This is a genomic window from Lentzea xinjiangensis (genome assembly GCF_900110955.1).
Taxonomy (GTDB): Bacteria; Actinomycetota; Actinomycetes; order Mycobacteriales; family Pseudonocardiaceae; genus Lentzea; species Lentzea xinjiangensis.
In genome coordinates this window covers 60,069-75,877 of sequence record NZ_FOFR01000012.1, presented here as the reverse complement: position 1 = coordinate 75,877, position 15,809 = coordinate 60,069, and the positions used below count along the sequence as shown (strand labels likewise).

The 15,809-nt window shown below is 71.7% G+C and carries 14 protein-coding genes; 6 read left to right on the top strand and 8 right to left on the bottom strand.

Annotation, left to right across the window (positions count from 1 at the left end):
* The first annotated feature begins 23 nt into the window (after nt 1–23).
* Complete coding sequence (locus tag BMW88_RS24445) at nt 24–749, top strand: nucleotidyltransferase family protein (RefSeq protein WP_089954334.1); 726 nt, start codon at nt 24–26, stop codon at nt 747–749.
* On the opposite strand, the gene BMW88_RS24440 is transcribed toward BMW88_RS24445, so the two are convergent.
* Nucleotides 685–1,074 (bottom strand): DUF4267 domain-containing protein, encoded by a 390-nt coding sequence (locus BMW88_RS24440; protein WP_089954332.1) that lies wholly within the window; start codon nt 1,072–1,074, stop codon nt 685–687. The genes BMW88_RS24445 and BMW88_RS24440 overlap by 65 nt on opposite strands.
* 91 nt (nt 1,075–1,165) lie before the next feature.
* On the opposite strand from BMW88_RS24440, the gene BMW88_RS24435 reads away from it, so the two are divergent.
* On the top strand, nt 1,166–1,753 hold the full coding sequence (locus tag BMW88_RS24435) for a TetR/AcrR family transcriptional regulator (RefSeq protein ID WP_089954329.1): 588 nt from the start codon (nt 1,166–1,168) through the stop codon (nt 1,751–1,753).
* Here BMW88_RS24435 and BMW88_RS24430 read toward each other — a convergent pair.
* From BMW88_RS24430 to BMW88_RS24415, 4 genes are read right to left on the bottom strand one after another with little or no spacing between them, the layout of a single operon-like run.
* Nucleotides 1,712–2,869 (bottom strand): THUMP-like domain-containing protein, encoded by a 1,158-nt coding sequence (locus BMW88_RS24430; RefSeq protein WP_089954327.1) that lies wholly within the window; start codon nt 2,867–2,869, stop codon nt 1,712–1,714. The genes BMW88_RS24435 and BMW88_RS24430 overlap by 42 nt on opposite strands.
* Nucleotides 2,870–2,873: 4 nt before the next feature.
* Nucleotides 2,874–3,830 (bottom strand): class I SAM-dependent methyltransferase, encoded by a 957-nt coding sequence (locus BMW88_RS24425; protein WP_089954324.1) that lies wholly within the window; start codon nt 3,828–3,830, stop codon nt 2,874–2,876.
* The gene (locus BMW88_RS24420; protein WP_089954727.1) at nt 3,820–4,599 is read right to left on the bottom strand and encodes an enoyl-CoA hydratase/isomerase family protein; all 780 of its coding nucleotides are present in this window, start codon (nt 4,597–4,599) and stop codon (nt 3,820–3,822) included. The genes BMW88_RS24425 and BMW88_RS24420 overlap by 11 nt, the downstream gene beginning before the upstream one ends.
* Before the next feature lie 55 nt (nt 4,600–4,654).
* Entirely contained in the window at nt 4,655–5,497 is an 843-nt protein-coding gene (locus BMW88_RS24415) for an ABC transporter ATP-binding protein (protein ID WP_089954320.1), read from the bottom strand.
* Between the two features lie 89 nt (nt 5,498–5,586).
* Here BMW88_RS24415 and glgX point away from each other — a divergent pair, with 89 nt between their 5' ends.
* The 4 genes from glgX to BMW88_RS24395 all read left to right on the top strand — a co-directional run bounded on the left by glgX (nt 5,587) and on the right by BMW88_RS24395 (nt 10,354).
* Nucleotides 5,587–7,701 (top strand): glycogen debranching protein GlgX, encoded by a 2,115-nt coding sequence (gene glgX, locus BMW88_RS24410; protein WP_089954317.1) that lies wholly within the window; start codon nt 5,587–5,589, stop codon nt 7,699–7,701.
* A gap of 314 nt (nt 7,702–8,015) precedes the next feature.
* The gene (locus BMW88_RS24405) at nt 8,016–8,615 is read left to right on the top strand and encodes a cysteine dioxygenase (RefSeq protein WP_245778021.1); all 600 of its coding nucleotides are present in this window, start codon (nt 8,016–8,018) and stop codon (nt 8,613–8,615) included.
* Nucleotides 8,612–9,001 (top strand): rhodanese-like domain-containing protein, encoded by a 390-nt coding sequence (locus BMW88_RS24400; RefSeq protein WP_089954315.1) that lies wholly within the window; start codon nt 8,612–8,614, stop codon nt 8,999–9,001. Before BMW88_RS24405 ends, BMW88_RS24400 begins: the two co-directional genes overlap by 4 nt.
* A 231-nt stretch (nt 9,002–9,232) precedes the next feature.
* On the top strand, nt 9,233–10,354 hold the full coding sequence (locus BMW88_RS24395) for a hypothetical protein (protein WP_143116222.1): 1,122 nt from the start codon (nt 9,233–9,235) through the stop codon (nt 10,352–10,354).
* 72 nt (nt 10,355–10,426) lie between these two features.
* Here BMW88_RS24395 and BMW88_RS24390 read toward each other — a convergent pair whose 3' ends face one another.
* The 3 genes from BMW88_RS24390 to BMW88_RS24380 all read right to left on the bottom strand — a co-directional run bounded on the left by BMW88_RS24390 (nt 10,427) and on the right by BMW88_RS24380 (nt 15,698).
* Nucleotides 10,427–10,945 carry a hypothetical protein gene (locus tag BMW88_RS24390; protein WP_143116221.1) on the bottom strand — a complete coding sequence of 173 codons (519 nt, stop codon included), beginning with the start codon at nt 10,943–10,945 and terminating at the stop codon, nt 10,427–10,429.
* A gap of 300 nt (nt 10,946–11,245) precedes the next feature.
* On the bottom strand, nt 11,246–13,837 hold the full coding sequence (glgP, locus tag BMW88_RS24385) for an alpha-glucan family phosphorylase (protein WP_089954306.1): 2,592 nt from the start codon (nt 13,835–13,837) through the stop codon (nt 11,246–11,248).
* 280 nt (nt 13,838–14,117) lie between these two features.
* On the bottom strand, nt 14,118–15,698 hold the full coding sequence (locus tag BMW88_RS24380; RefSeq protein ID WP_245778020.1) for a serine/threonine-protein kinase: 1,581 nt from the start codon (nt 15,696–15,698) through the stop codon (nt 14,118–14,120).
* Nucleotides 15,699–15,809 lie beyond the last annotated feature (111 nt).

Below are 15,809 nucleotides of genomic sequence, written 5' to 3'. Positions count from 1 at the left end.
ACCCTGCGAATAGGGTTGAACCCGTGTTCACCGTCTCCGAGCGCAACCGGTTGCGCCAAGACCTCGTCGACGCCGCCGAGGTCGACCCGCGCGTGGTCGCGGCGGCGTTGACCGGTTCGGCCGCCGTGGGCGCGGAGGACCGCTGGTCGGACATCGACTTCGCGCTGTCGGTCGACCGCGAGATGGACGCCGTGGTCGCCGACTGGACCGACCTCATGTACGCGTGCGATGCCGTCAGCCACGTCGACGTGCGGCGCGGCGCGGTCCTCTTCCGGGTTTTCCTGATGCGCTCGACGCTGCAGGTGGACATCGCCTTCTGGCCCGCGGCGGAGTTCGGCGCGACCGGGCCGACGTTCAAGCTGCTCTTCGGCGAGGCCAACGAGCTGCCGCAGGCCGGCCAGCCCGGCCGCGACGAGCTCATCGGGCTCGCCTGGCTGTACGCACTGCACGCGCGGTCTTCTCTCGCGCGCGGCCGGGGGTGGCAGGCGCTCTACATGATCAACGGGATGCGCGACCACGTGATGTCGTTGCGCTGCCTCGCCGAGGGCGTCAACGCCGTGCAGGGGCGGGGACTGGACGACCTGCGCGACGCCGACGCGTTCGCCGGGACGGTCGCGCGGTCCACGGACCTCGACGAACTGCGGCGGGCGTTCCACGTGCTGACCGGGCTGCTGCTCGCCGAGATCACCGACCCGGCGCTGGCCGGGGCTGTGCGGGCGCTGTCTCCCGGAGCAGCAGCGCAGCCGTGAGCAGCACCAGCACGGCCGCGGAGCCGTGCACCGCGAGCGCGTAGCCCACCGTTCCGCCGTGCGTGATCACGGCGATGCAGTCGCCGATCGGGATGATCGAATCCGCTAAGACCACCCAGCCCAGCGCCCTCCGATGGCCCATCACCAGCAGGATCAGCGCTGTCAGCGCGTACGCGAGGTCTCGCACCCCCTTCACGACGTAGTAGCCGTCCGGGTCGACGATCCCGAACCCGGCTGCCGCCCCGTCCCCGTTGAGCAGGTAACCCATCCCGAAGTAGAACCCCGCCAGCACGACGAGCCAGGCCATGACCGTGGTGAACCGCATGACACCCTCCACACCTATCTAGCGTTGCTAGCGACAGGAGCGACGCTAACAGGATCGGTGCTCGAATGTCTAGCAGTGCTAGATTCAGCGGGTGAGCATCCAGAACCGGCGTGAACGCGAACGCGCGGAACGCCATCAGTTGATCATCGACGCTGCTCGCGAACTGGCCGAGGAGGAAGGCTGGGACGCGGTCACCACCCGGCGGCTCGCGGAGAAGGTCGAGTACAGCCAGCCGGTGCTCTACAGCCACTTCAAGGGCAAGGACGCGATCGTGCGCGCGGTGGCGGTGCAGGGGGCGGGAGAACTGGCCCGGCAGCTCAGGAAGGCCCGCGCCATCCGGGGCAGGTCGCGGCTGCGGGCCGCGGCGGAGACCTACCTCGAGTTCGCGCGGGACAGGCCTGCCCTCTACGACGCGATGTTCGTGCAGCAGGTCGACATCCCGTTCGGCACACCAGAGGCGCCGCAGGAGCTGGCCGACGCGTTCGGCGAGCTGCTCGCGGCGGTCGAACCCGTCGCGGGAGACCGGGATCCGGAAACGCTGACCGAGGTGTTCTGGAGCGCGCTGCACGGCATCGCCACGCTCACGCACGGCAAGAGGCTGCGGCCTGACCACCACGAGGCCCGGCTCGACCTGGTGCTAGGTGCGCTCAGCCTGGCACAGCAGGAAGACCGGCCGTGAGCCGACGCGCGTGAGCACGACCGTGGCATCACCGGGACCGGAGAGCTTGAGGCGTTTGCGCAACGTGTTCGGGTCGACGTCCAGGCCACGCACCAGGATCTCCAGCCGGCCGACGCCACGGGTCTTGAGCAGCGCCCTCAGGGCCTTCTCCGCGTAGTGGCCGTGCTCGAGCACGCGGAACGCCCGGATGCCGGGCGGAGGCGTGGAGCCGCTCAAGTACGCGATGCGTTCGTCGAGCTGCCACAGGCCGTGCCGGGCCGCGTAGTGCCGCACCAGACCGGCGCGCACGACCGCGCCGTCCGGGTCGACGATCCACTCGCCGGGCGCGGCGACGGGGCAGTCGTCGGGTTCCGCGTCCGTCAGGGTCCACGAGCCGGAGCCCGACAGCACCGAGGCGCGGCGCGACACCCCCGCGGTGGCCAGCCCCCGCGTCCACAGGCAGGCCTCGCGGACCGCGCCGTCCAGGGACACGACCTCGATCTCGTCCGCCCACGGCGCGACGGCGAAGTCGATGCCGGGAGCGCACTTCACCGCGAGGTCGACATCCGCGTAGACCTCGGCCAGCGAGTCGAGCGGCGGCACGAAGTCCGCGGGGTGCCACTTCCGGCGGCCGGAGGAGTCACGACGAGCGGGGTCGGCGGTGACGGCCGTCCCCCGCGACACCGGGCGCAGCGCATCGGCCCTGACGACGAGCTGACCAGGAACGTTGTTGCGCGCCATGGCGAGCCGCACCGGGTCGAGGTCGGAACCGACGCACCGGGCGGCGACCGCGCTCAGGGCGTGCAGGTCCGCGCCGATGGAGCAGGTGACGTCGTGGACGTCGCGACCGGCGAACCGCGCGGCGCGGTGGCGGGCGATCGCGGACGCGGTGGCCTGCTGCAGGGCGTCGTCGGTGAAGAGCCACGACCCGGCGGAGTCCAGCTTGGCCGCCGCACGGCGCCGCAGCAGCACCGTTTCCACGACCGGGGCGGAAGACGGCCCGAGCAGCTTGCGGGCCACCCCGACGTCGTGCAGGCGGGAGGCGTCGGAGAACGGCAACGCGTCCACCTCGGCCAGCGCGGCGGCTCCGGCGGCGGACCGCAGGAACGCCACGTCGTCCGAGGTGAACGCGTACACCGGATCAGGAAGACTTCTCGCCGGTGATCGACACGTTGTAGAAGACCTCGCGCGGCAGGACCTTCGACAGCACGTTCTGGTCCACCCATGAGAGGTTCTGCCAGGTGCGGTAGGCGAACATCGCCCAGCCGAAGCCCAGCTTCTCCCGCGGCACGGCGGCCTCGAACGTGCGCACCGGCCAGCCGAACAGCGCGGCGGACAGCTCGTCGGTCACCGCGCGGACGGCCACCGCGCCCGCCCGGCGAGCCGTGGCCTCGAGCTGGTCCGGGTCGAACGTGTGCAGGTCGACCACGGCCTCCAGCGCGGCCGCGCGCGAGGACTCGTCGAGCTCCTCCTGCGGACGGCGCCACCCGCCCAGCGCGGGCACGGCCTTGGTGATGTTGGTGGTCAGCCACCACGTCGCCTGGCCGAGCTTGCGGGCGTAGAAGTTGCCGATGTTCGTCGGGTCGCCCGCGAACACGAACCTGCCGCCCGGCTTCAGCACGCGCAGCACCTCGCGCATCGCCGCTTCCACGTCCGGGATGTGGTGCAGCACGGCGTGGCCGACGACGAGGTCGAACGTGTTGTCGTCGTACGGGATCCGCTCGGCGTCGGCGACCCGGCCGTCCACGTCGAGCCCCAGGTGCTCGGCGTTGCGCAGCGCGACCTCGACCATGCCGGGCGAGAGGTCGGTGACCGAGCCCTTCTTGATCACGTCGCCCTGCATGAGGTTCAGCAGGAAGAAGCCCGTGCCGCAGCCCAGCTCCAGCGCGTGCTCGTACGGGCCGGTGTCACCTGCGGCGGCGCGGAAGCGGTCGACGGCGTAGGTGATGCAGCGGTCGTCGTAGGAGATCGACCACTTCTCGTCGTACGTGCCCGCTTCCCAGTCGTGGTAGAGGACGTTCGCGAGCTTGGCGTCCTTGTAGGCCGCCTCGACCTCTTCCGCGGTGGCGTGCGGGTTGGGTGCCGGGTCAGTTGCCACTGAACTTCGCCTTTCCGGGCCCGTTCGCGATGAACGACTCGACGCCCGCCTTCTTGTCCTCGGTCGCGAACAGGGCCGCGAAGAGATGGCTCTCGAGCTTCAGCCCCGACTCCAGGTCGGTGTCGAGACCGCCGTCCACGGCCGCCTTCGTCGCGGCGAGCGCGAGCACCGGCCCGTTCACGAACTGCTTGGCCCAGCGCACCGCGGCCGCGTACACGTCGTCCGGCGCGACGACCTCGTCGACCATGCCGATCTCGAGCGCCTCCTGGGCGCCGACGAAGCGGCCGGTGTAGAGCAGGTCCTTGGTCTTGGCCGGACCGATCAGCCTGGCGAGGCGCTGCGTGCCGCCACCGCCGGGGATCAGGCCGAGCAGGATCTCCGGCTGGCCGACCTTCGCGTTGTCGCCCGCGATGCGGCGGTCGCAGCTCAGGGCGACCTCGAAACCGCCGCCGAGCGCGTAGCCCGTGATCGCGGCGACGGTCGGCTTGGGCACGGAGGCCAGCGCGCCGAGCGCGTCGGACAGGCCCTTGGCGCGCAGCGTCATCTCGGCGTGGGAGATCTGCGCGAACTCCTTGACGTCCGCGCCGGCCGCGAAGACCTTCTCGCCGCCGTACACGACGACCGCGTAGACGTCCGACCGCTCGGAGGCCTCCTTGGCGGCGGCCTGGAGCTCGGTCTGCACCTGCCGGTTCAGGGCGTTCATCGGCGGCCGTTCCAGCCGGATCGTGCCGATCCCGTCCTCGACCTCGAGCCTCACGAACTCAGCCACGCAGCCCTCCAAAAGTTGTCGCGACGGCGATGTCACGTTACCCGGCAGTAGCTTGTCAGACCTTGCGGCGGGCGAAGAAGCGGTCCCCGGCCTTCTGCAGTTCGAGGTCCTGGCCGAACGTCTTCGAGAGGTTCTCCTCGGTGAGGGTGTCCTCCAGCAGGCCCTGGGCGACGATCGAGCCCTCGCGCAGCAGCAGCGCGTGCGTGAAGCCGGGCGGGATCTCCTCGACGTGGTGCGTGACCAGCACCATCGCGGGCGCGTCCGGGTCGAGGGCGAGCTCGGAGAGCTTCGCCACCAGGTCCTCGCGGCCACCCAGGTCGAGGCCGGCGGCGGGTTCGTCGAGCAGCAGCATCTCCGGGTCGGTCATCAGCGCGCGGGCGATCAGCGTGCGCTTGCGCTCGCCCTCGCTCAGCGTGCCGTAGAGGCGGTCGGCGAGGTGCTCGATGCCGAGCGTGCCGAGCAGCTCGCGGGCCCGGTCCGTGTCCTGCGCGCCGTACTCCTCGCGCCACCGGCCCAGCACGGCGTACCCGGCGGACACGACCACGTCGACGACCTTCTCGTCGGCGGGCACGCGGCCGTTGAGCGCCGCGGAGCACAGGCCGATCCGGGGCTTGAGCTCCTGGACGTCGGTCTTGCCCAGGCGTTCACCCAGCAGGTGGACCTTGCCCCTGGTCGGGTGCAGCTCCGCGCTGGCGAGCCGCAGCAGGGTCGTCTTGCCGGCCCCGTTCGGGCCGAGGACCACCCAGCGCTCGTCCAGCTCCACGCTCCAGTCGATGTTGCCGACCAGCGTGTTCTTCCCTCGACGGACCGATACGCCCGCCATGTGCACGACCAGATCTGTCACGTCGACGTCCGCCACGGCTCCATTGTTCCGAACGACCACCGGCGGGTCCTCCATCGGGGTGGCCCACGGGATCCGCGCGGGCGCTGCGCCGCCTGTGTGAACTCTCAAGTTTTTTGTCGGTGGTGGATGCCAAGATCAGAGGCATGGCTACGCGACCCGAGTCCGAGGTGCTGGCAGGCCGGCCGTTCCCGCTGGGGGCACACGCCGAGGCGGGTGGTGTCCGGTTCGCGGTGACGTCCCACGTCGCCGACGCGGTGGAGGTCTGCCTGATCGACGAGGACGGCGCCGAGAAACGGGTCGAGCTCACCGAACGGACGTTCGGCGTGTGGCACGGCCTCGTCCCCGGCGTGACGCCGGGGCAGAAGTACGGCTTCCGGGTCCACGGGCCGTACGACGCGGGGCGCGGGCTGCGGTGCAACCCGGCGAAGCTGCTGGTCGACCCGTACGCGCGGCAGATCACCGGGAAGATCACGGACCTGGAGGCCTCGCTCGGCTACGTCGGCGACCCGATGCACGGGCCGCCGTCGGCGGTCGACTCGCTCGGCAGCGTGCCGCTGAGCGTCGTGAGCTCACCGGGCGGCGCGGACACGGGCGTGAAGCCCGAGGTGCCGTTCGAGGAGGCCGTGATCTACGAGATGCACGTCAAGGGCTTCACGAAGAAGCACCCGGACATCCCGGAGCGGCTGCGCGGCACCTACCTCGGGCTCGCCCACCCGGCGGCGATCGAGCACCTCGCGCGGCTCGGCGTCACCACGGTCGAGCTGCTGCCGGTGCAGGCGTTCCAGGACGAGCCGTCGCTGCTGAGCAGGGGCTCGTGCAACTACTGGGGCTACTCCCCGCTCGGCTACTTCGCGCCGCACGCCGCGTACGCGAGCGAGCCCGGCAACGAGGTGCAGGAGTTCCGCACGATGGTCGCCGCCCTGCACGCGGCGAACATCGAGGTGCTCATCGACGTCGTCTACAACCACACGTGCGAGGGCGGACCGGGCGGGCCGACGCTCTGCTTCCGCGGGTTCGACGCGCCGGGCTACTACCTGCACGCGGGCGGCGGCAGCACGGTCGACATCACCGGGTGCGGCAACACCCTCGACGCGGGGTCGCCGCAGGTCGTGCGGCTGGTCACCGACTCGCTGCGGTACTGGGCGGACGAGATGGGCGTGGACGGCTTCCGGTTCGACCTCGCCTCGACGATGGGCAGGCCGGGCGGCGGGTTCTTCGACCGCGACTCGGCGCTGCTCACGGCCATCACCACCGACCCGGTGCTGTGCCGCGCCAAGCTGATCGCCGAGCCGTGGGACGCCACGGGCGACGGGTACCGCGTCGGCGACTTCGGCGTGCAGTGGGCCGAGTGGAACGGCCGCTACCGCGACACGGTCCGCGACTTCTGGCGCGGGCACACGTCGGTGCGCGACCTCGCCTACCGGCTCTCCGGCTCGTCGGACCTGTACGCGGACGACCTGCGCAGGCCGTGGCAGTCGATCAACTTCATCACCGCGCACGACGGCTTCACCCTGCGCGACCTGGTGTCGTACAACGACAAGCACAACGAGGAGAACGGCGAGCAGAACCGCGACGGCACGAACGACAACCGGTCGTGGAACTGCGGCGCCGAGGGTGAGACGGACGACCAGGAGATCCTCCGGCTGCGGGCCAAGCAGGCGCGCAACCTGCTCGCGACGCTGCTGCTGTCCACCGGCACGCCGATGATGGTCGCGGGCGACGAGATGTGGCGCACCCAGGGCGGCAACAACAACGCCTACTGCCTCGACAACGACGTGTCGTGGGTCGACTGGACCGAGACCGACGCCGGCAAGGCGCTGCTCGGGTTCACCCAGCGCCTGATCGAGCTGCGGGCCTCCTCCCCCGCGCTGCGCCAGCCCGAGTTCTTCGAGGGCCGCACGACGCCCAGCGGCAACCCGGACCTCGTGTGGTTCCGGCCGGACGGCCAGGAGATGGCCGAGACCGACTGGTTCGACGAGGGCCGCCGCACCCTCGGCATGTTCATCGACGGCTCCAACTGCCTGTCGCGCACGCGGGACGGCGAGCTGGTGTCGGACGACTCGTGGCTGCTGCTGATGCACGCCGGTGCCGACCCGATCACCGTGACGCTGCCGCACGAGCGCTACGGCCCGTCGTACGAGCCGTTCCTGGACACGTCGACGGCGGACGGGTCACCGGCCGCGCCCGGCGCACTGCGGCCGCGGGCGAAGCTGCTGGTGGAGGGGCGCTCGCTGCTGCTGTTCCGCCTGCCGCGCTGACGTCGCCCGGGCCTCCCACCCGTGCACGGGTGGGAGGCGCTGGCCGCCGGGGTGACGGGGCCCGGCACGTTCGAGGGAAGTCACCAGACCACCCCGTGGACGCTCTAGCCACTCTCCGACGAGGTCTGGCACCATCACCGACGTGCTGGTTCATTGCTGGACTGACCGCACCATCGACCTCGTTCTCGTGGCGTCGTGCGGGTGTAGCCCGACGCGACGCATGCGCTGATCCGCCGCCGCGCCGATCCGTGCTGGTCCGCTGCGTCGCGTCTTGATCGCTACCCCGTACCGACGTGGCCTTCAGGAGCGAGCCGGTGACTTCGACGTTTGCCGAACACATCTCTGGACAGGACCAGTTCGACCTGCACCCGGCGCTGGACAGCCGGTTGCTGCGAGACGTGATCCACCCGTCCCGATCCCTGTGGACGCCGCGCGAGCTGCGCGACCTCACCTCGTTCGTGGCGAGCGAGCTGACCACGGGACTGCTGTCGATCCTCGAGTACTCGGCGGACCGCCGCTGGTGGGCCCGGCTGGGCCTGACCGAGGGCGTGGAGCTGTGGCTGCTGTCGTGGCTGCCCGGCCAGGGCACCGAGCCGCACGACCACGGCGGTTCGGCCGGGTCGTTCACCGTGCTGAGCGGCAGCCTGCGGGAGGACTACCGCTACCCGGCGGGACCGATCCGGTCGGCCGTGCGCACGACCGGTGACGCGCTGGGCTTCGGCTCCGGCCGCGCGCACCAGGTGCTGAACCCGTTCGACGGACCGGCCGCGACCGTGCACGCCTACTCGCCACCACTGGTGCCGACGCGCGAGTACGCGTCGTTGCTCGACATCCCCGACTCGATCCCGCCGCTGCCCGCGCACCGGCTGCCCCTGTCCGAACTGCGCCGGCTGGCTGACCAGGAGGGCCCGTGAGCACGCTCGACTCCATCCTCGACGAGGCCAGGTCGCACCTGAGGCGGCTGGAACCGCACGAGCTGCACGCGCTGGAAGACGCGCTGGTCGTCGACATCCGGCCGCACCACGACCGGCTGGCCGAAGGCGAGATCGAGAACTCCGTGGCGGTCGAGCGGATCGTGCTGGAGTGGCGGCTCGACCCGGCCGGCGACTGGCGCCTGCCCGGCTTCACGGCGGACACGACCGTCGTGGTCGTGTGCAACGAGGGCTGGGCGTCCTCGCTGGCGGCACGGGACCTGCAGCGGATCGGGCTGCCGAACGCCACCGACCTCGTCGGCGGGTACCGCGGCTGGCGGGCGGCCGGCCTGCCTGTCCGGGAGGGCGGCTCGCAGGCTGTTGTGTGAGCGGCCTGGGGGTTCGGGAGGACGCCTCGGAGGCCGTCGTGCGGGCGGCCTGCCGGTCCTGGCCGGTGGTCGCAGACCGCGCCGTGTGAACGGCCTGCCATCTGGGACGGCGGCTCGCGAGCCACCGTGCGAACGACAGCCCATCCAGGAGGGCGGCCCGCAAGCCGCCGCACGAACAGCCAGGGGGATCCAGGCGTGGAACCGCTACCACGCCGGTAGCGTCTGGAGATCGTGACAGTTGTGCGCGGCGTCGTGACGGTCCTGGTGGTGGCCGGGACGATCGCCTGGACCCTCCCCGAGTGGTACGTCGGCCTCGCCGGGGCACTGGTCGGCCTGCTCCTCGAACTCACCGCGGCCCAGGCGGGTCTCGCGCTCGGCGCGGTCCTCTTCGGACTGCGCATCACGCACGTGATCATCGGCATCGGCGGTGAGCTCAGGTCGTGGACGCTGACGCACCGGCGGGTCGTGCTGCGGACCATCCCGGTGCTCGCCACGATCGGGATCACCTGCCTGAAGCCGGGCGTGCGCAGGAGGACCGTCCTCACCGGAGCGGTCGCGGTCGCCCTCTGCGCGGCGCTCGCGGCGGCCGCCTGGCTCACGACCGGTTCGGCGTTCGGCAAGGGTCTGGCACTGGCCGCGACGGCCTGCTTCCTGCTCCAGTTGGTGCCAGCCGAGCAGGCCGGACACACGAGCCTCGGCTGGTTCGTCTTCGCGCTGCCGCGGCTCACCGGCCGTCGGCTGGCCGAGCTGGAGGCGCGGCCGCGCGTCCTCGCGGGCATGGACGCCTACCAGCGCGGCGACCTCGACGAGGCCGAGCGGGTCCACGCCGAGCTGGTGCGGGACCACCCGGACCTGATCACCGTGGCCGGGCTCAAGGTCGTCACGTCGTGCGCGCGCGAGCGGTACCTCGACGCGCTGCAGACCGTGATCGCGTTGAACGGGCGGCAGGACCTGGGCACGCGCGAGCTGGCGCTGATCATGGCCACCACCGCCGGGATCACCGCGCTGGCGGTGGAAGCCGGGCAGTTCCCCGCCGAGGTCGGGCTGGAGACGGCCCGCGGCATGCTCGACGACGCCTACGCGGCCGGCTACCCGAAGCACCGGGCGAACGGGACGCTCGCCGTCATGGCGCTGGTCGAGGGCGACACCGCGAAGGCCAGGCAGCTCGCGGGCCACGCGGCCGCGGCGAGCGAGAACGCGCTGGGGCGGGCCGAGGAGCTGATCACCATCGCGCGGGCGTGGATGGCGGACGGCGACAACGCGAAGGCCCGCGAGTTCGCGGCCGAAGCGCACGAGCTCGCGGGCTGGAGCCCTCGGGTGGCGGCGACCCGCGCCCGGCTGGAGATCAGCTGACGGACCGGTCCCCCGCGGGAGAAGGGCCCGTCACCGGTCGCGGTGACGGGCCCTTCCCGCCCCTCGCCGTGATCAGCCGGTCCCCGCCGGCAGCGGGGGAAGGCCGCCGGGCGGTGCCTGCAGGCCGCACTTCTCCAGCAGCTCGTTGGCGCTCTTGAGCAGCGCCGTCAGCAGCTCCTTCACCTTCGCCGGATCCGGTTGGGGGCTGAAGATCGCGCCGCCGAGGGCGGCGACGGACGAGATCAGCTTCAGCACCGCCGACAGGCACTCGTTGGCCGGCGCGGTGTGCTCGGCGGCCTTCCCCGGCGCCGGGGCGCCGGGTGCGGTCACCGGGGGTGCCGGCAGGCACCCCGCGTTCTGCATGGCCTCGATCAGTCCGAGCAGGTCGCCGACCAGGGGTGACACGGCGCCCACGTTCGGAGTGGGCACCAGACCGGCGACGGCCTTCTTGAGCTTCTCGGCGAAATCCGCCATCAGGGCCGCACAGGCGGCGGGAGGTTCCGGTGCGGCGGGCGCCACGCTGGCGGCCGGAACCGAGGACGCGGTGAACAGAGCTGCGACGAGCGAGAGCGCGGTAATCGCCTTCTTCACGGCCACCTTCTTCCCCGAAGCGAAATTCGCCTGAGCGCACCGGGAACACCAACGGAAAATCCTGGTGCGGTGCATTCCCCCGAGACGAAGCGTAAGCCCGCTCACCGGGCCCTACCAGCGGAGATCACGAATTCACCCGCCAGTAGAAAGGGTCATCCGACCGAGCGAGTCCCTGGGACGAACCCACGCCTGCGACGAGTTACCAGCAGTGATCGGCGCACGAAGAAGATGAACGAATCAGGGCATCCAGTCCGTCTCCGGGAGGCGGACTGGATGCCCTGCGTCGATCCGGGCGGGCGCTCAGCCGGCCAGCACGACCCGGCCGAGCTCGGCCGGCGTCGCGAGCAGGTCGTGCCGCGGCAGCACGCGCACGGTGTAGCCGAGCGCGCCCGCGTGCGGCAGCGGCACCTCGACCTCGTAGTTGCCGTTGCCCGCGTAGTTCATCGGCGCCGACACGATGTCCTTGAGCTCGTCGGAGTCGTGCGACACCTTGCCGAGCACGACCTGGACGTCCACTTCGGACGGCTCCAGCCCGGCGAGCTCGACCCGCGCCCGCACGACGACCGGCGCGCCGAGGACGGGCACCGACGAGCCGCCGAGCACGAGATCGCTGTCGAGCACCCGCACGCGCGTCCACGACGCGCGCAGCCGGTGCCGGTACGACGACAGCTCCTTCGCGCCCCGGAAGCCCTCACCGACGACGTTCTGCGCGGACGCGGCCGCCGGCGCGTAGTAGGTCTCCACGTACTCGCGGACCATGCGGGAGGCCTGCACGACCGGCCCGAGCGAGGCCAGCGTGTGCCGGACCATCGACATCCAGCGGGTCGGCACGCCGTCCTCGCCGCGGTCGTAGAACAGCGGCGCGACCTGCGAACCGAGCAGGTCGTACAGCGCGTTGGCCTCCAGGTCGTCGCGGCGGACCGGGTCGGTGACGCCGTCCGCGGTCGGGATGGCCCAGCCGTTCGAGCCGTCGTAGAGCTCGTCCCACCAGCCGTCGCGGATGGACAGGTTGAGCCCGCCGTTGAGCGCCGCCTTCATGCCGGACGTGCCGCACGCCTCCAGTGGGCGCATCGGGTTGTTCAGCCACACGTCGCAGCCCCAGTACAGGTACCGGGCCATGGACATGTCGTAGTCCGGCAGGAACACGATCCGGTGCCGCACGCCCGCGTCGTCGGCGTAGCGCACGATCTGCTGGATCAGCGCCTTGCCGCCGTCGTCGGCCGGGTGGGACTTGCCCGCCACCACGAGCTGCACGGGCCGTTCGGGGTGCAGCAGCAGCGACCGCAGCCGCTCGGGGTCGCGCAGCATCAGCGTGAGGCGCTTGTACGTCGGCACGCGCCGGGCGAACCCGACGGTCAGCACGTCCGGGTCGAACACCGAGTCGGTCCAGCCCAGCTCCAGCGCCGACGCGCCGCGCTGCAGCCACGACTCGCGCAGCCGGCGCCGCACCTCGGTGACCAGGCGGCCGCGCAACGTGCTGCGCAGCTCCCACAGCCCGGCGTCGGTGACCGGCTCGAACGCCCCGATGCCGAGGCCCGCCCTGTTGTCGACCGCGTCGGATTCGGAATCCCCGAGGAGCCTGCTCATCTCCGTCGCCGCCCACGTGGGCCCGTGCACGCCGTTGGTGACCGAGCCGATCGGCACCTCGGTGACGTCGAAGCCCGGCCAGAGGCCACGGAACATGTCCCGGCTGACCTCACCGTGCAGTTTGGACACACCGTTGGCGCGCTGGGCGAGCCGCAGGCCCATGTGGGCCATGTTGAACATGCCGGGGTTGTCCTCGGCGCCGAGCGCGAGGATCCGCTGCGTGTTCACGCCGGGCACCAGGTTCTCGGCGCCGAAGTAGTGCTGGACCAGGTCGACGGGGAACCGGTCGATGCCGGCGGGCACCGGCGTGTGCGTGGTGAACACGGCACCGGCGCGCGCGGCCGTGAGCGCCTGGTCGAAGTCGAGGCCGTCGTTGGTGATGTACTCGCGGATCCGCTCGAGGCCGAGGAAGCCCGCGTGGCCCTCGTTGGTGTGGAACACCTCGGGCTGCGGGTGCCCGGTGAGCTCGCAGAACGTCCGCACGGCCCGCACGCCGCCGATGCCGGCGAGGATCTCCTGGCGGATCCGGTGGTTCTGGTCGCCGCCGTAGAGCCGGTCGGTGACGCCGCGCAGGTCCTCGTCGTTCTGGTCGACGTCCGAGTCGAGCAGCAGCAGCGGGATGCGCCCGACCTGCGCCTTCCAGACCTTCGCGCGCAGCATCCGGTCGCCGGGCATGGCCACGTGGACCAGCAGCGGCAGCCCGGACGGCTCGGTCAGCAGCTCGAGCGGCAGCCCGCGCGGGTCGAGCACCGGGTAGTGCTCGATCTGCCACCCGTCGAGCGACAGGGACTGGCGGAAGTACCCGGACCGGTAGAGCAGGCCGACCGCGATCAGCGGGACCCCGAGGTCGCTCGCGGCCTTGAGGTGGTCACCGGCGAGGATTCCGAGACCACCCGAGTAGTTCGGCAGCGCCTCGTGCACGCCGAACTCCATCGAGAAGTACGCGACGCTCGTCGGCAGCGGGGTGTCCGGCGCCCCGTGCTCGCGGCGCTGGGCGATCTCCTCCTGCCTGCGCTGGTACCAGCGCGGCCCCCCGACGTAGCGCTCCAGGTCGGACGCCAGCGCGTGGAGCCTGAGCAGGAACTGCTCGTCTCTCGCGAGGGACTCCAGCCGCCCCGCGTCGACGACGGAGAGCAGGCGCAGCGGATCGCCACCGACCTCGGACCAGACGCGGGAGTCGATCGAGGAGAAGAGTTCCTGCGTGGGCGGGTGCCACGTCCAGCGCAGGTTGGTGGCGAGCGTGCTCAGCGCGGACAGGGGCTCCGGCAGGCTGGCTCGGACGGTGAACCGGCGAAGTGCTCGCATGACGAGGCAACTTACCTGCCACCCCCGCGGGGCTGACAACGTTCCCGGCCAGACCTGCAACGACTTGCAGAACCGGTCAAGACGCCGACGACCCGTGAACAGGCCGGACGCGGGTGGCGGCCATTCGCCCGCTGCTCGGCGGGAGCGCCGCCCGCGGGCTCGGCGGTGCCGGCGGCGGGTCTTCGACGGTTCCCGGCGGCGCCATTCGGCACAGGAAGCCGTGGACCGTGCGGCCGTTGTCCATTTTGCACCGGAGATCCCGCTCGTCCGGTTCGCCCGCTCAGCCCTTCTGCTCGCCCGTGATCAGCAGCTTGTCGCCCTTGCCCGAGATCTCGAGGGTGTGCTCCTCGGTCGTGGTCTTGCCGGACTCCGCCTCGGTGAGCGCCAGCGCCGTCGTGACGGTGAACGTGCCGTTGTCCTCGGGGTTCACCAGCGGGTTGCCCTGGACCGCGACCTTGGTGAAGCCACCCCAGTACTCCTTCTCCGAGGCGAGGCTCGGCGCCTGGCCCTGCTCCCAGTCCCCGCGGGCGCCCTCGACGTTGGCCGGCAGCTTCCCGTAGTGCTGCCTCACGAACTGGACGACCTGCGCCGCGGTGAACTTGGTGGCGGGCGGCTTGGACGAGGGCGGCTGGCTCGGGGAGCTCTGCGGCGGCTTCGGCTTCTCGCTGGTCGGCGCGGGCACCTGGGCGGGCGGCTGCTGCTTGGTGGGAGCCTTGGTCTGCGACGTCGTCTGCGGCGTCGAGGTGCCGCCGGGGTTCGCCGTGGTGCCCTCGTCGCCGGCTTTCTCGATGAGCGCGTAGGCCAGGCCGGCGATCAGCAGCACACCCAGGACGGCGGCGGCGACGGCGAGGCCGCGGTTCTTCCTCGGCTCCGGTTCGGGGTCGTACGGCTCCGGCAGCGGCACCGGTGGCCTGGTCCGCGGCGGTGCGGTGCGCGGGGCCTGCGGCGGCACCGTGCGCGGGCCCTGGGTGCCCGGTCCCGACGACGGCATCACGGCGGTGCCGGACGGCGGGGTCATCGGACGGGGCGGGATGACCCTCGTGGACGGGACGGCGGCGCCGGACGCGATGGCCTTGAGCTCCTCCGCCGCCTGGGCCGCGGTCGGGCGCTGCGACGGCTCGTTCGCCAGCAGCCGCGTCAGCAGCGGGGTGAGCGGGCCGGAGCGCAGCGGCGGGCGGGTCTCGCCCCGTGCGACCTTGTAGAGCAGGCCGAGGTCGTTGGTGCTCTTGCCGAACGGCGGCTCGCCCTCGGTCATCGCGTAGATCGTCGCGCCGAGCGAGAACACGTCCGACGGCGGCGCGGGCTCGGCGCCGCGGGCCAGCTCCGGCGCGAGGAACGCGGGCGTACCGGCCAGCATGCCGGTCTTGGTGACGGCCACATCGCCCAAAGCGCGCGAGATGCCGAAGTCGGTGATCTTGACGGTGCCATCACGTCCAATGAGGACGTTGCCGGGCTTGATGTCGCGGTGCACGATGCCGGCGTCGTGCGCGGCGGCCAGCGCGCCCGCGGCCAGGGAGCCGATCCGCGCGGCCTCCAGCGGGGGCAGCGGGCCGCGCTCGCCCAGGATCGCCGACAGGTTGCGGGACGGCAAATACTCCATGACCAGGCAGGGTTTGCCGTCCTCGACGACCACGTCGTACACGGCGATCGCGTTCGGGTGCTGCAGGCGTGCCGCGATGCGGCCCTCGCGCATCGCGCGCTGGACGGCCTCGTGGAACTCGTTCGGCTGCAACTCGGTGAGAAGCAGCTGCTTGACGGCCACGTCCCGGTGCAGCAGCTCGTCGCGCGCACGCCACACGACGCCCATCGCGCCGGCGCCGAGCTGGTCGAGGAGGACGTAGCGGTCGCCAAGCTTGTTCACGCGGGCACGGTACCCGTAGCACCGCCGTAACTCCGTGGGTATCACAGGAACGGTCCACTGGAAGTTCCCGCAACGGTGGCCGGGAGACCCTGGACACACGACCCGCTCAAG